Consider the following 16,867-nt stretch of genomic DNA (forward strand, 5'->3'; position numbering starts at 1 on the left):
GCCTTTGCCTGCTCATCGGCTATGTTTTTCTTCCGTCGGTTTTTTGTTGTTTGTAGTGTTTATTGTTGTTGGCATAACAATATATTCATATTTTAATAGGTATTGATGACCCCAATGTGGGGAATTAATTCTACTAATATTCCCGATGTAATTTATTTTTTATTCTTGCTGGTTTTAAGGTTTATTATCTTATTCCCTTTTTTGTGCCTTTTTAACCATGTTTTGAAGGTTTTAGATTTGTTGGTCTGATTTTTATTTAAAAATTTTCACTTTTACATCATTATTTAATGAAATGACCAAAATTCTAAGTAATTTGGTGGTACTAAATACAGTTAATCTTTAAGAAAATTTGCTGGGGGGCTGATCATCTTGAGAGAAAACGCATTCATTTTGCCGGACCTGTCCGATTGCATTGATGCTCTTAAAGGAGAATAGGCCTGTATAATCAATGTTATGCTAAAAGTGCTCCGACGTATTCTTATATCTATACCTAAGAAATTACACTTTCTGTTTATATTTTGTTTGTTGGTTAATTTTTCGGCAGTATATGCGGAGGGAAGTAAGGATTTGTATCCGGCAACTGCCACTGGAAACAGAGCCTTTTTGTATTGTAATACAACCGCTAATTCGTCTGAATCCTGGCCTTTTAAAACCCCCGGTACGCATTACGTTTATGTAAAGGCTGGCGAAGTTATTGCAGCAGGTTCAAGTGCACAAGGGTATGGGCAGGGAATTATACGTTTTACCACACCAACTGGTAATGTTTATACTTCTACTGTGGGAGGCAGTGTAGGTAGGATCAGAAATCGGACTGATGAACTTGATGGCCCTAAAATTGGGGGTAGTGGTAGCGGATATACTCCTTTTGAAATGAGTGTGCCTGCAGCTATGGAAGGGGTCTGGAAAGTTGAATTTATTGCCCCCGGAGGAGCTGGAAATGATGTTACTACTGTCCCTAGCATATTTGCAAATTCTAACTGGTCTCAGTCAGACTTAACGGATGCAAATGTTAATTTAATTGCGGCATGGGATGTTTCGGTAAGGGCGAGTACAGCTGCCCAATGGTTAAAAGGACGACTTTTTGCCAATGTTTTAAACCTTCATTTGAATGCTACATTTTCAAAGAACCGGGCTTACTTTGCCACACATTATATTTTGACAAAAGATGGAAGAGCTTACCGGGTTCAGACAAATGGAAGTAATGGTGTTGGTTTTACCTTTTTTTCCAATAGTAATGGATTTGCTGTAAATTCTGTTCCTACCTATAAAAGTTTAAATGAATCCAGCTATGAAGGTATCCTGGCGTATACCCATAATCCGACAGGGCCCGATGATGGCGCGAATGTTACCCATAAAATATTCTATAATAAGCCCCATCCTGAATTGCCTGTTAAAGCGCCTACAGCAGCGTTTTTAGGACAGGATACCTGGTTGAAAAATCCTGCTGAATTACCGAAAATCAGCAACCTGTCGATAGTTGGAGTAGAAGGAACCGCAGGACTTGCAGGCATGAACGGGGCATATATAAAGTTTAAGTCCAGTGCGGTTGGAACATACAAGATTACTATACCGGTTTCCACTCCTGCCGGCCCTGCAGATCGCATCATCATTGGCGTTGCCACTCAGGGTAATAATGTTGTTTTCTGGGATGGTAAAGATGGAAAGGGAGCATTTTTAAAAGAGGGTACATTTATCAGTAAACTCAAAACGAAATTGCTATCTGCGGAAGTGCATTTCCCATATATTGATATGGAAGTAAATCCTTCGGGATTGATTATTGAGCTCACAGATAATACTGTCAATTACGATGTACTTAACCTGTCGACCGACGAATCGGTCTATAGTGACAGAATTTACTGGGATGATTCAGATATCACAGGTGCGGGAAGTTATGCTGAATCCTCAGACCCGGTTTATACTGGGGTAAATGGGGCTTCCAGTAGAAATGGTAGTCATAAATGGGGTAACTACTATGATACCAATGGTTCTGGTAATTCAGGCACCGGATTAAATAGCTTCGGAAATACCAAGTCTATGGATACCTGGGCTTACATCCAGGGAAGTGAGGAGGATACTCCAGTTGATCTTGTAATTAAAGTGGCAGATCTTAAAATAGAAAGTGTTGTTCCTGATATTAGCACTTTACTTCTGAATAAACAAATTACTTATACCGTCCGGGTGAAAAATAGTGGCCCCAGTTCTGTATCAGGTGCTCCTTTTGCTTTTAAAGCGCCTCCCGGATTTGAGGTGACAGACGGAAGTTTTTCAATTGCAAGCGGAGACGGAGCAGTTAATAATATGCTCAAATTAGCGGGCGACTTTAGCGCGGTATTGAATCTGGAAAACAATGCTGTTGTTGAGTTTAAAATCATTGTTAAATCAGTAACCTCGCCTTTAGTTTATCCGCTTTCGGTGGAGACAAGTATCCTTCGTCCAGCCGATATTACTGATCCGGATGCCACACACCCCATTCTAAATCCAGATCCAAATGTGATTAATGCGCCTTCAGATCCTCACCTGGAATGTAAGAATGGAACTTTACAGGAGGTTTGTAATAACATCAAGTATAATAATATTATTGTTCAAGAGCTTTGTCCCGGTGTTCCAATTGCTCCAATTGATTTTGTAGGGGTGTCTGGTGGAGCAGTTGAAATTATTGGAACGCTACCTAATGGTCTGGATCCTGTTTTTAGTTCTGGAAATAGTGTTTTGAAGATTACGGGTACCCCAACAGTATCTGGCACTTTTACGCTGGGTACCTTGGGTAATGAAAGAGAAAGAACAACCTATCTTATTAAAATAAATCAACCGCCGGCCCTTCAACCACTGAGCGGTGTTTCTGTTTGTGAAGATAAAAATGCAGTATTCACTGTGACTTCAGCAGAGTCAGATAATACTTACAAATGGCAGTTTAATGATAATAAGGGAGGGGGATGGCAAGATTTTGCTGCCAATGCTCCAGGGGTTACTGGGAGCAATACAGCATCAATTACGTTAAATAATGTTCCTTTTATCTCTAATGGTAAACAACTAAGAGTTATCGTTACTTCTGCATTCGGGTGTAGTTCAATATCTTCCTTTGCGACTTTGACCGTAGTTAAACTGCCAGCAAGACCAGTGGTGCTTCCTTCGTCCAACGGATTCTGTGTTGGTACGTCTGTCACATTAACTTATAATCCCCCAGCGTCGGTAAAGGTGTTTCAGTGGTATAAAGATGGCGCTATCATCGCAGCTGCGACCCAAAAAACTTATCAGGTATCTGAAAAAGGGAGTTATCATTTGGTTGTGAAAAATATCGAGGGTTGCGAAAGTTTACCTTCTGATGCAATAGATATAGATGTATATCCGGAACAACCGCAACCGGAAATCACAATCGAAGGAAGCACCGTTTTCTGTGATGGAGAATCTGTGAAGTTGACATCCAGTTTTCCTACAGGTAACCAATGGTATTTGGAAGGTGTTCCAATGGCTGGAGAAGACAAACCGATATTGACAGCTTCTAAACCAGGAAGATATAGTGTTGTCGTAAAAAATCTGAACGGCTGTTCAGCAATATCAGAAGAAATTGAAGTGTTTGTGAATCCTATTCCTGTAAAACCAGTTGTAACGATAACCGGGGAAACGACTTTTTGTGATGGGGGTAGTGTAGTGCTGACTTCTTCGGCTGATGAGGGTAACCAGTGGTATAAAGATGGTGTGATCCTGGCTGAGGAAACGGGTAAAAGTTATACCGCCCGGGTGAGTGGAAGATATACAGTACAGGTAACCTCGTTAACCTGCGTGGGTCCTGTTTCTGATGGGGTAACTGTCGTGGTAAACCCTATTCCGGTAAAACCAGTTGTAACGATCACCGGGGAAACGACTTTCTGCGATGGGGGTAGTGTGATACTGACTTCTTCTGCTGACGAAGGCAACCAGTGGTATAAAGATGGTGTGATCCTGGCTGAGGAGACTGGTAAAAGTTATACGGCCAGAGTGAGTGGAAAATATACAGTACAGGTAACTTTGTTAACCTGTGTAGGTCCTGTTTCTGATGGCGTAACTGTTGTGGTAAACCCTATTCCGGTAAAGCCAGTTGTAACGATAACCGGGGAAACGACTTTTTGTGACGGGGGGAGTGTAGTGCTGACTTCTTCGGCTGATGAGGGTAACCAGTGGTATAAAGATGGTGTGATCCTGGCTGAGGAGACTGGTAAAAGTTATACGGCCAGGGTGAGTGGAAAATATACAGTACAGGTAACTTTGTTGACCTGCGTGGGCCCTGTTTCTGATGGGGTAACTGTCGTGGTGAATCCTATTCCGGTAAAACCAGTTGTGACGATAACCGGGGAAACTACTTTCTGCGATGGGGGTAGTGTAGTCCTGACTTCTTCTGCTGACGAAGGCAACCAGTGGTATAAAGATGGTGTGATCCTGGCTGAGGAGACTGGTAAAAGTTATACCGCCCGGGTGAGTGGAAAATATACAGTACAGGTAACCTTGTTAACCTGTGCAGGTCCTGTATCCGATGAGACCATAGTAAAAGTTAATCCCATTCCTGTAAAACCAGTTGTAACAATAACCGGGGAAACGACTTTTTGTGATGGGGGTAGTGTAGTGCTGACTTCTTCTGCTGATGAGGGTAACCAGTGGTATAAAGATGGTGTGATCCTGGCTGAGGAAGCGGGTAAAAGTTATACCGCCAGGGTTAGTGGAAAATATACAGTACAGGTAACTTTGTTAACCTGTGTAGGTCCTGTTTCTGATGGGGTAACTGTCGTGGTGAATCCTATTCCTGTAAAACCAGTTGTAACGATAACCGGCGAAACTACCTTCTGCGATGGGAGTAGTGTGATACTGACTTCTTCTGCTGACGAAGGCAACCAGTGGTATAAAGATGGTGTGATCCTGGCTGAGGAAACGGGTAAAAGTTATACCGCCAGGGTGAGTGGGAAATATACCGTACAGGTAACTTTGTTAACCTGCGTGGGTCCTGTTTCTGATGGGGTAACTGTCGTGGTGAATCCTATTCCTGTAAAACCAGTTGTAACGATAACCGGGGAAACGACTTTTTGTGACGGGGGTAGTGTAGTGCTGACTTCTTCGGCTGATGAGGGTAACCAGTGGTATAAAGATGGTGTGATCCTGGCTGAGGAGACTGGTAAAAGTTATACGGCCAGGGTGAGTGGAAAATATACAGTACAGGTAACTTTGTTAACCTGCGTGGGCCCTGTTTCTGATGGGGTAACTGTCGTGGTGAATCCTATTCCTGTAAAACCAGTTGTGACGATAACCGGGGAAACGACTTTCTGTGATGGGGGTAGTGTGATACTGACTTCTTCTGCGGATGAGGGTAACCAGTGGTATAAAGATGGTGTGATCCTGGCTGAGGAAACGGGTAAAAGTTATACCGCCCGGGTGAGTGGGAAATATACCGTAAAAGTAACCTTGTTAACCTGTGCAGGTCCCGTATCCGATGAGACCATAGTAAAAGTTAATCCCATTCCTGTAAAACCAGTTGTAACAATAACCGGGGAAACGACTTTTTGTGATGGGGGTAGTGTAGTGCTGACTTCTTCTGCTGATGAGGGTAACCAGTGGTATAAAGATGGTGTGATCCTGGCTGAGGAAGCGGGTAAAAGTTATACCGCCAGGGTGAGTGGAAAATATACAGTACAGGTAACTTTGTTAACCTGTGTAGGTCCTGTTTCTGATGGCGTAACTGTCGTGGTTAACCCTATTCCTGTAAAACCAGTTGTAACGATAACCGGGGAAACCACTTTCTGTGATGGGGGTAGTGTAATCCTGACTTCTTCTGCTGACGAAGGCAACCAGTGGTATAAAGATGGTGTGATCCTGGCTGAGGAGACTGGTAAAAGTTATACGGCCAGGGTTAGTGGAAAATATACAGTACAGGTAACTTTGTTAACCTGTGTAGGTCCTGTTTCTGATGGGGTAACTGTCGTGGTGAATCCTATTCCGGTAAAACCAGTTGTAACGATAACCGGCGAAACTACCTTCTGCGATGGGGGTAGTGTGATACTGACTTCTTCTGCTGACGAAGGCAACCAGTGGTATAAAGATGGTGTGATCCTGGCTGAGGAAACGGGTAAAAGTTATACCGCCAGGGTGAGTGGGAAATATACCGTACAGGTAACTTTGTTAACCTGCGTGGGTCCTGTTTCTGATGGGGTAACTGTCGTGGTGAATCCTATTCCTGTAAAACCAGTTGTAACGATAACCGGGGAAACGACTTTTTGTGACGGGGGTAGTGTAGTGCTGACTTCTTCGGCTGATGAGGGTAACCAGTGGTATAAAGATGGTGTGATCCTGGCTGAGGAGACTGGTAAAAGTTATACGGCCAGGGTGAGTGGAAAATATACAGTACAGGTAACTTTGTTAACCTGCGTGGGCCCTGTTTCTGATGGGGTAACTGTCGTGGTGAATCCTATTCCTGTAAAACCAGTTGTGACGATAACCGGGGAAACTATCTTCTGCGATGGGGGTAGTGTAGTCCTGACTTCTTCTGCTGACGAAGGCAACCAGTGGTATAAAGATGGTGTGGTCCTGGCTGAGGAGACTGGTAAAAGTTATACCGCCCGGGTGAGTGGAAAATATACAGTACAGGTAACCTTGTTAACCTGCGTGGGTCCTGTTTCTGATGGGGTAACTGTTGTGGTAAACCCTATTCCGGTAAAGCCAGTTGTAACGATAACCGGAGAAACGACTTTCTGTGATGGGGGTAGTGTGATACTGACTTCTTCTGCTGATGAGGGTAACCAGTGGTATAAAGATGGTGTGGCTCTGGCTGAGGAGACTGGTAAAAGTTATACGGCCAGGGTGAGTGGAAAATATACAGTACAGGTAACCTTGCTAACCTGTGCGGGTCCTGTATCCGATGAGATCATCGTAAAAGTCAATCCCATTCCTGTAAAACCAGTTGTAACGATAACCGGGGAAACTACCTTCTGCGATGGGGGTAGTGTAGTCCTGACTTCTTCTGCTGACGAAGGCAACCAGTGGTATAAAGATGGTGTGATCCTGGCTGAGGAGACTGGTAAAAGTTATACGGCCAGGGTGAGTGGCAAGTATACAGTACAGGTAACTTTGTTAACCTGTGTAGGTCCTGTTTCTGATGGGGTAACTGTAGTGGTGAATCCTATTCCGGTAAAACCAGTTGTAACGATAACCGGGGAAACTACCTTCTGCGATGGGGGTAGTGTAGTCCTGACTTCTTCTGCTGACGAAGGCAACCAGTGGTATAAAGATGGTGTGGCTCTGGCTGAGGAGACTGGTAGAAGTTATACGGCCAGGGTGAGTGGAAAATATACAGTACAGGTAACCTTGCTAACCTGTGCGGGTCCTGTATCCGATGAGATCATCGTAAAAGTCAATCCCATTCCGGTAAAGCCAGTTGTAACGATAACCGGGGAAACGACTTTTTGTGACGGGGGGAGTGTAGTGCTGACTTCTTCGGCTGATGAGGGTAACCAGTGGTATAAAGATGGTGTGATCCTGGCTGAGGAGACTGGTAAAAGTTATACGGCCAGGGTGAGTGGAAAATATACAGTACAGGTAACCTTGTTGACCTGCGTGGGCCCTGTTTCTGATGGGGTAACTGTCGTGGTGAATCCTATTCCTGTAAAACCAGTTGTAACGATCACCGGGGAAACTACCTTCTGCGATGGGGGGAGTGTGACACTGACTTCTTCGGCTGATGAGGGTAACCAGTGGTATAAAGATGGTGTGATCCTGGCTGAGGAGACTGGTAAAAGTTATATCGCCAGGGTGAGTGGGAAATATACAGTACAGGTAACTTTGTTAACCTGCGTGGGTCCTGTTTCTGATGGGGTAACTGTCGTGGTGAATCCTATTCCTGTAAAACCAGTTGTAACGATAACCGGCGAAACTACCTTCTGCGATGGGGGTAGTGTAGTGCTGACTTCTTCGGCTGATGAGGGTAACCAGTGGTATAAAGATGGTGTGATCCTGGCTGATGAAACGGGCAAAAGTTATACCGCCCGGGTGAGTGGGAAATATACCGTACAGGTAACTTTGTTAACCTGCGTGGGTCCTGTTTCTGATGGGGTAACTGTAGTGGTTAATCCTATTCCTGTAAAACCAGTTGTAACGATAACCGGCGAAACTACCTTCTGCGATGGGGGTAGTGTAGTGCTGACTTCTTCGGCTGATGAGGGTAACCAGTGGTATAAAGATGGTGTGATCCTGGCTGAGGAAACGGGTAAAAGTTATACCGCCCGGGTGAGTGGGAAATATACCGTACAGGTAACTTTGTTAACCTGCGTGGGTCCTGTTTCTGATGGGGTAACTGTAGTGGTGAATCCTATTCCTGTAAAACCAGTTGTAACGATAACCGGGGAAACTACCTTCTGCGATGGGGGGAGTGTGACACTGACTTCTTCTGCTGATGAGGGTAACCAGTGGTATAAAGATGGTGTGATCCTGGCTGAGGAAACGGGTAAAAGTTATACCGCCCGGGTGAGTGGAAAATATACAGTACAGGTAACTTTGTTAACCTGTGTAGGTCCTGTTTCTGATGGGGTAACTGTCGTGGTGAACCCTATTCCTGTAAAACCAGTTGTAACGATAACCGGAGAAACGACTTTCTGTGATGGGGGTAGTGTAGTGCTGACTTCTTCGGCCGATGAGGGTAACCAGTGGTATAAAGATGGTGTAGCTATCGCCGGGGAAGCCGGTAAAGGAAAAGTATACGTAGCCAGGGTTAGTGGAAAATATACAGTACAGGTAACCTTGTTAACCTGTGTAGGTCCTGTTTCTGATGGGGTAACTGTCGTGGTGAACCCTATTCCTGTAAAACCAGTTGTAACAATAACCGGCGAAACGACTTTCTGTGATGGGGGCAGTGTCGTGCTGACTTCTTCTGCTGATGAGGGTAACCAGTGGTATAAAGATGGTGTGATCCTGGCTGAGGAAACGGGTAAAAGCTATACAGCCAGGGTGAGTGGCAAGTATACAGTACAGGTAACCTTGTTAACCTGTGCAGGTCCTGTATCCGATGAGACCATAGTAAAAGTCAATCCCATTCCTGTAAAACCAGTTGTAACAATAACCGGGGAAACGACTTTCTGTGATGGGGGTAGTGTGATACTGACTTCTTCTGCTGATGAGGGTAACCAGTGGTATAAAGATGGTGTGGCTCTGGCTGAGGAAACGGGTAAAAGTTATACCGCCCGCGTGAGCGGCAAGTATACAGTTAAGGTAACTTTGTTAACCTGCGTGGGTCCTGTTTCTGATGGGGTAACTGTAGTGGTTAATCCTATTCCTGTAAAACCGGTTGTAACGATAACCGGCGAAACGACTTTTTGTGACGGGGGTAGCGTGACACTGACTTCTTCGGCTGATGAGGGTAACCAGTGGTATAAAGATGGTGTGATCCTGGCTGAGGAGACTGGTAAAAGTTATATCGCCCGGGTGAGTGGGAAATATACCGTAAAAGTAACCTTGTTAACCTGTGCAGGTCCTGTTTCTGATGGGGTAACTGTCGTGGTGAATCCTATTCCGGTAAAACCAGTTGTAACGATAACTGGCGAAACCATCTTCTGCGATGGGGGTAGTGTTGTGCTGACTTCTTCTGCTGATGAAGGCAACCAGTGGTATAAAGACGGTGTGGCTATCGCCGGGGAAGCCGGCAAAGGAAAAGTATATGTAGCCAGGGTGAGTGGCAAGTATACAGTACAGGTAACCTTGTTAACCTGTGTAGGTCCTGTTTCTGATGGGGTAACTGTCGTGGTGAATCCTATTCCGGTAAAGCCCGTTGTAACGATAACCGGCGAAACGAATTTCTGTGATGGGGGCAGTGTCGTGCTGACTTCTTCGGCCGATGAGGGTAACCAGTGGTATAAAGATGGTGTAGCTATCGCTGGGGAAGCCGGCAAAGGAAAAGTATACGTAGCCAGGGTTAGTGGAAAATATACAGTACAGGTAACCTTATTAACCTGTGCAGGTCCTGTATCCGATGAGGCCATAGTAAAAGTCAATCCCATTCCTGTAAAACCAGTTGTGACGATAACCGGGGAAACTACCTTCTGCGATGGGGGTAGTGTAGTGCTGACTTCTTCTGCTGACGAAGGCAACCAGTGGTATAAAGATGGCGTGGCTATCGCCGGGGAAGCCGGAAAAGGAAAAGTATATGTAGCTAGGTCCAGTGGAAAATATACAGTACAAGTAACCTTATTAACCTGTGTGGGTCCTGTATCCGATGAGATCATAGTCACAGTCAATCCTATTCCTGTAAAACCAGTGGTAACGATAACCGGGGAACCGACTTTCTGTGATGGGGGGAGTGTGACACTGACTTCTTCTGCTGATGAGGGTAACCAGTGGTATAAAGATGGGGTGATCCTGGCTGAGGAAACGGGTAAAAGTTATACGGCCAGGGTGAGTGGAAAATATACAGTACAGGTAACCTTGTTAACCTGTGCAGGTCCTGTATCCGATGAGACCATAGTAAAAGTCAATCCCATTCCTGTAAAACCAGTTGTGACGATAACCGGGGAAACTACCTTCTGCGATGGGGGTAGTGTAGTGCTGACTTCTTCTGCTGACGAAGGCAACCAGTGGTATAAAGATGGCGTGGCTATCGCCGGGGAAGCCGGAAAAGGAAAAGTATATGTAGCTAGGTCCAGTGGAAAATATACAGTACAAGTAACCTTATTAACCTGTGTGGGTCCTGTATCCGATGAGATCATAGTCACAGTCAATCCTATTCCTGTAAAACCAGTGGTAACGATAACCGGCGAAACTACTTTCTGTGATGGGGGTAGTGTGACATTGACTTCTTCGGCAAGTGAGGGCAACCAGTGGTATAAAGATGGTTTGGCTATCGCCGGGGAAGCCGGCAACGGAAAAGTATATGTAGCCCGGATGAGCGGAAAATATACGGTAAAAGTAACCTTGTTAACCTGTGCAGGTCCTGTATCCGATGAGATCATAGTCACAGTCAATCCTATTCCTGTAAAACCAGTTGTAACGATAACCGGCGAAACTACTTTCTGTGATGGGGGTAGTGTAGTGCTGACTTCTTCGGCTAATGAAGGTAACCAGTGGTATAAAGATGGTGTAGCTATCGCCGGGGAAGCCGGCAAAGGAAAAGTATATGTAGCGAGATCCAGCGGAAAATACACAGTAAAAGTGACCTTGTTAACCTGTGCGGGTCCTGTATCCGATGAGACTATAGTAATAGTGAACCCAATTCCTGAAAAGCCTTCGGTGACGATAACCGGGGAAACGACTTTCTGTGATGGGGGTAGTGTAGTGCTGACTTCTTCGGCTGATGAGGGCAACCAGTGGTATAAAGATGGTGTAGCCTTGGCTGAGGAAACTGGTAAAAGTTATATCGCCCGGGTGAGTGGAAAATATACGGTAAAGGTAACTTTGCTAACCTGTGCAGGTCCTGTATCCGATGAAACCATAGTAAAAGTCAATCCTATTCCTGTAAAACCAGTTGTAACGATAACCGGGGAACCGACTTTCTGTGATGGGGGGAGTGTGACACTGACTTCTTCGGCAAGTGAGGGCAATCAGTGGTATAAAGACGGTGTAGCTATCGCCGGGGAAGCCGGCAAAGGAAAAGTATATGTAGCTAGGTCCAGTGGAAAATATACAGTACAAGTAACCTTGTTAACCTGTGTGGGGCCTGTATCCGATGAGATCATAGTCACAGTCAATCCTATTCCTGTAAAACCAGTTGTAACGATAACTGGCGAAACCATCTTCTGCGATGGGGGGAGTGTTGTGTTGACTTCTTCTGCTGATGAGGGTAACCAGTGGTATAAAGATGGTGTGGCTCTGGCTGAGGAAACGGGTAAAAATTATACCGCCCGGGTGAGCGGAAAATATACGGTAAAGGTAACTTTGCTAACCTGTGCAGGTCCTGTATCCGATGAAACCATAGTAAAAGTCAATCCTATTCCTGTAAAACCAGTTGTGACGATAACCGGGGAAACTACTTTCTGTGATGGAGGGAGTGTAGTGCTGACTTCTTCTGCTGATGAAGGCAACCAGTGGTATAAAGATGGTGTAGCTATCGCCGGGGAAGCGGGTAAAGGAAAAGTATATGTAGCCCGGGTAAGTGGAAAATATACAGTACAGGTAACCTTGTTAACCTGTGCGGGTCCTGTTTCTGATGGCGTAACTGTCGTGGTGAATCCTATTCCTGTAAAACCAGTTGTAACGATAACTGGCGAAACCATCTTCTGCGATGGGGGTAGTGTTGTGCTGACTTCTTCTGCTGATGAAGGCAACCAGTGGTATAAAGATGGTGTAGCTATCGCCGGGGAAGCGGGTAAAGGAAAAGTATATGTAGCCCGGGTAAGTGGAAAATATACAGTACAGGTAACCTTGTTAACCTGTGCGGGTCCTGTTTCTGATGGCGTAACTGTAGTGGTTAACCCTATTCCTGTAAAACCTGTTATAACGATAACAGGGGAACCGACTTTCTGTGATGGAGGCAGTGTGACGCTGACTTCTTCTTCTGCTGATGGTAACCAATGGTATAAAGATGGTGTAGCTATCGCTGGGGAAGCCGGCAAAGGAAAGGTATATGTAGCCCGGGTAAGTGGAAAATATACGGTAAAGGTAACCTTGTTAACCTGTGCGGGTCCTGTATCCGATGAGATCATAGTCACAGTCAATCCTATTACTGTAAAACCAGTTGTAACGATAACTGGCGAAACTACTTTCTGTGATGGGGGGAGTGTGACATTGACTTCTTCGGCAAGTGAGGGCAATCAGTGGTATAAAGATGGTGTAGCTATCGCTGGGGAAGCGGGTAAAGGAAAAGTATATGTAGCACGGGTTAGTGGAAAATATACAGTACAAGTAACCTTGTTAACCTGTGCGGGTCCTGTTTCTGATGGCGTAACTGTAGTGGTTAACCCTATTCCTGTAAAACCTGTTATAACGATAACAGGGGAACCGACTTTCTGTGATGGAGGTAGTGTGACATTGACTTCTTCGGCAAGTGAGGGCAATCAGTGGTACAAAGATGGCGTGGCTATCGCTGGGGAAGCCGGCAAAGGAAAAGTATACATATCCAGGGTGAGTGGAAAATATACGGTAAAGGTAACCTTGTTAACCTGTGCGGGTCCTGTATCCGATGAGATCATAGTAACAGTCAATCCTATTCCTGTAAAACCAGTTGTAACGATAACTGGCGAAACTACTTTCTGTGACGGGGGCAGTGTGACACTGACTTCTTCCGCTGATGAAGGTAACCAGTGGTATAAAGATGGCGTAGCTATCGCCGGGGAAGCCGGTAAAGGAAAAGTATACATAGCCAGGGTTAGTGGAAAATATACAGTACAGATAACCTCGTTAACCTGTGTGGGTCCTGTTTCTGATGGCGTAACTGTAGTGGTTAACCCTATTCCTGTAAAACCTGTTGTAACGATAACCGGGGAACCGACTTTCTGTGATGGGGGTAGTGTGACATTGACTTCTTCAGCAAGCGAGGGCAACCAGTGGTACAAAGATGGCGTGGCTATCGCCGGGGAAGCCGGCAAAGGAAAAGTATATGTAGCGAGATCCAGCGGAAAATATACAGTACAGATAACCTCGTTAACCTGTGTGGGTCCTGTTTCTGATGGCGTAACTGTAGTGGTTAACCCTATTCCTGTAAAACCAGTTGTAACGATAACCGGGGAACCGACTTTCTGTGATGGGGGTAGTGTGACATTGACTTCTTCAGCAAGCGAGGGCAACCAGTGGTACAAAGATGGCGTGGCTATCGCCGGGGAAGCCGGCAAAGGAAAAGTATATGTAGCGAGATCCAGCGGAAAATATACAGTACAGATAACCTCGTTAACCTGTGTGGGTCCTGTTTCTGATGGCGTAACTGTAGTGGTTAATCCTATTCCTGTAAAACCAGTTGTAACGATAACCGGGGAACCGACTTTCTGTGATGGGGGTAGTGTGACATTGACTTCTTCAGCAAGCGAGGGCAACCAGTGGTACAAAGATGGCGTGGCTATCGCCGGGGAAGCCGGCAAAGGAAAAGTATATGTAGCGAGATCCAGCGGAAAATATACAGTACAGATAACCTCGTTAACCTGTGCGGGTCCTGCTTCTGATGGTGTAACTGTAGTGGTTAACCCTATTCCTGTAAAACCAGTTGTAACGATAACCGGGGAACCGACTTTCTGTGATGGAGGCAGTGTGACACTGACTTCTTCAGCAAGTGAGGGTAACCAGTGGTATAAAGACGGTGTAGCTATCGCCGGGGAAGCCGGCAAAGGAAAAGTATACATAGCCCGGGTTAGTGGAAAATATACAGTACAGGTAACCTTGTTAACCTGTGCGGGTCCTGTTTCTGATGGCTTAACTGTAGTGGTTAACCCTATTCCTGTAAAACCTGTTGTAACGATAACCGGGGAACCGACTTTCTGTGATGGGGGTAGTGTGACATTGACTTCTTCAGCAAGCGAGGGCAATCAGTGGTATAAAGACGGTGTAGCTATCGCTGGGGAAGCCGGCAAAGGAAAAGTATATGTAGCGAGATCCAGCGGAAAATACACAGTAAAAGTGGCCTTGTTAACCTGTTCGGGTCCTGTATCCGATGAGACTATAGTAATAGTGAACCCGATTCCTGAAAAGCCTTCGGTGACGATAACCGGGGAAACCACTTTCTGTAATGGGGGCAGTGTGACGCTGACTTCTTCAGCTAATGAAGGTAATCAGTGGTATAAAGACGGCCTGGCTATCGCTGGAGAAGCCGGCAAAGGAAAAGTATATGTAGCGAGATCCAGCGGAAAATATACATTACAAGTAACCTTGTTAACCTGTGTTGGTCCTGTTTCTGAGGGAGTAATTGTTACCGCCAATCCAATCCCTGCTCTTCCTACCATCACTGCCGGAACTCCAACTTCCTTCTGCGATGGTGGAAGCACCATCCTGACTTCCTCTTCCTTAACCGGAAACCAATGGTATAAAGAAGGAATCCTGATTCCCAACGCTACTGCCAAAACCTATACCGCAACAGAATCAGGTAACTACACCCTAATCGTGACCAGCACAGCTGGATGTACCAGTCCGATCTCTTTACCTGTCACCGTTACAGAAGTCCCTTACCCGCCAACTCCAGGTATTTCTCCTTCAAATACCACTACTTTCTGTGAAGGTGGCAGTGTTACGTTAACCTCAACTTCTTCATTTGGAAATCAATGGTACAAAAACGGCATCCTGATCCCTAATGCAACCAATCCTACATACGATGTAAATACCATAGGCGTATACACCGTGAAAGTCACCAATACTACCGGATGTTCGAGTGCCATTTCTGCGACAACAACCGTTACTGTAACTCCTGTTCCGAAAGGATTTGATGATCAGCTAAACACTTTATCCTGCACACAATCTTCTTTCAACTATCAGCTGCAGAACAATATCAACAACACATTAAAAGGAGGCAATGCCGTGCCATCTTCTTTTACCTGGACCGTAAATTCTCCGGTATTAGGAGCCGTTAACGGTACTGGAAGTTCCATCAATGCCACCCTGATCAATACCAGCACCACTCCACAAGAAGTCGTATACACAGTAACTCCAAAAGCATTAACCGGTGGTTGTGATGGTGTTCCTTTTAAAATCAAGATCAGTGTTCCCGTATGTTTGGGGATTTCAATTAACAAGACTGCCGACAGGAATTCAGTTTCCTCTGTCGGAGATAAAATCAACTACACCATCACCGTTAAAAATACCGGACATGCCAATCACAATCAGGTAGTTGTCAATGATCCTTTAACAGGAGGTATCCTAAGCAACCCTACCGGCGACAATGGGAATCAGATTCTGGAAAAAGATGAATCCTGGATTTACCGTACTTCTTACACCCTTACCCAATCAGATTTAGACAACAACGGAGCTCCTTCAGCAAACATTAGAAAAGTACAAAACGTCGCAATGGTTCAGTCTGCAGAAGCACCAATACCTTCAGCAGATGTGGCAGATGTGGCGATCCGGCAAAACCCAGTCGTCCGTCTGGTTAAAACAGGTGTGTTAAACAACGATTACAAAACGATCGATTACACCTTCCTGATCAAAAATACCGGGAACGTCACCCTTCGCGATGTGGAACTGATTGACCCTAAAATCCCTGGTCTGGCGATTTCAGCACCAGCCGTACTTGCACCTGGTGGCTGGACAACAGTTAAGGCAAATTACACCATTACAGAGGCAGAGAAGAAAGCCGGAATCGTAAGCAATACGGCAACGGCGACAGGGGAGTACAGGCCTGGCAGCAGGGTTTCGGATATCTCCGGAACGAATGAGCGTAATGATGATCCTACAATTATAGATGTGGTACGCTATCCTGCCGCAGTAGATGATTTTGCAAAAACCAAAGCAGATATAGAGGTAATGGTGCCGGTAGCAAATAACGACCGTCCAAGCTTGTTCCCGCTGGATGTAAGTACCATCGATGTAAAAACGCAGCCCTTAAACGGAGTATTGCAAATGAACAAAGATGGCAGGATCGTTTATCAGCCTAATAAAGGCTACTCGGGAGTAGAGAAGTTTACTTACATGATCAATGATGAAAACGGACTTCGCTCCAATATTGCAGTGGTGACGATCAATGTGGTTCCTCCAGACCTGGAGATTCCAAATACCTTCACACCAAACGGAGATGGTAAGAATGATACTTTCCAGATTAAAGGAAGAGAAAATTATGATGCTATAGAGATCTCCATATTTAACCGTTGGGGCGATGAAGTCTACAGAAGTAAAAATTATAAAGATGAATGGGATGGTGCCGGCTTAAATGAAGGTACATATTTCTATGTTTTAAAGCTTAAAAAGGGAAGTCACGAAGAGTCCCGAAAAAGCTGGGTGCTCATTAAAAGATAAAAAA

1 protein-coding gene is annotated in these 16,867 nt (G+C 45.2%); it reads left to right on the top strand.

What is annotated here, in order from left to right; translation table 11 throughout:
- Positions 1–525 precede the first annotated feature (525 nt).
- On the top strand, positions 526–16,863 hold the full coding sequence (locus tag AAFF35_RS10865) for a gliding motility-associated C-terminal domain-containing protein (protein ID WP_342332490.1): 16,338 nt from the start codon (positions 526–528) through the stop codon (positions 16,861–16,863).
- Positions 16,864–16,867 lie beyond the last annotated feature (4 nt).

The sequence above is a fragment of the Pedobacter sp. FW305-3-2-15-E-R2A2 genome (assembly GCF_038446955.1).
Taxonomy (GTDB): Bacteria; Bacteroidota; Bacteroidia; order Sphingobacteriales; family Sphingobacteriaceae; genus Pedobacter.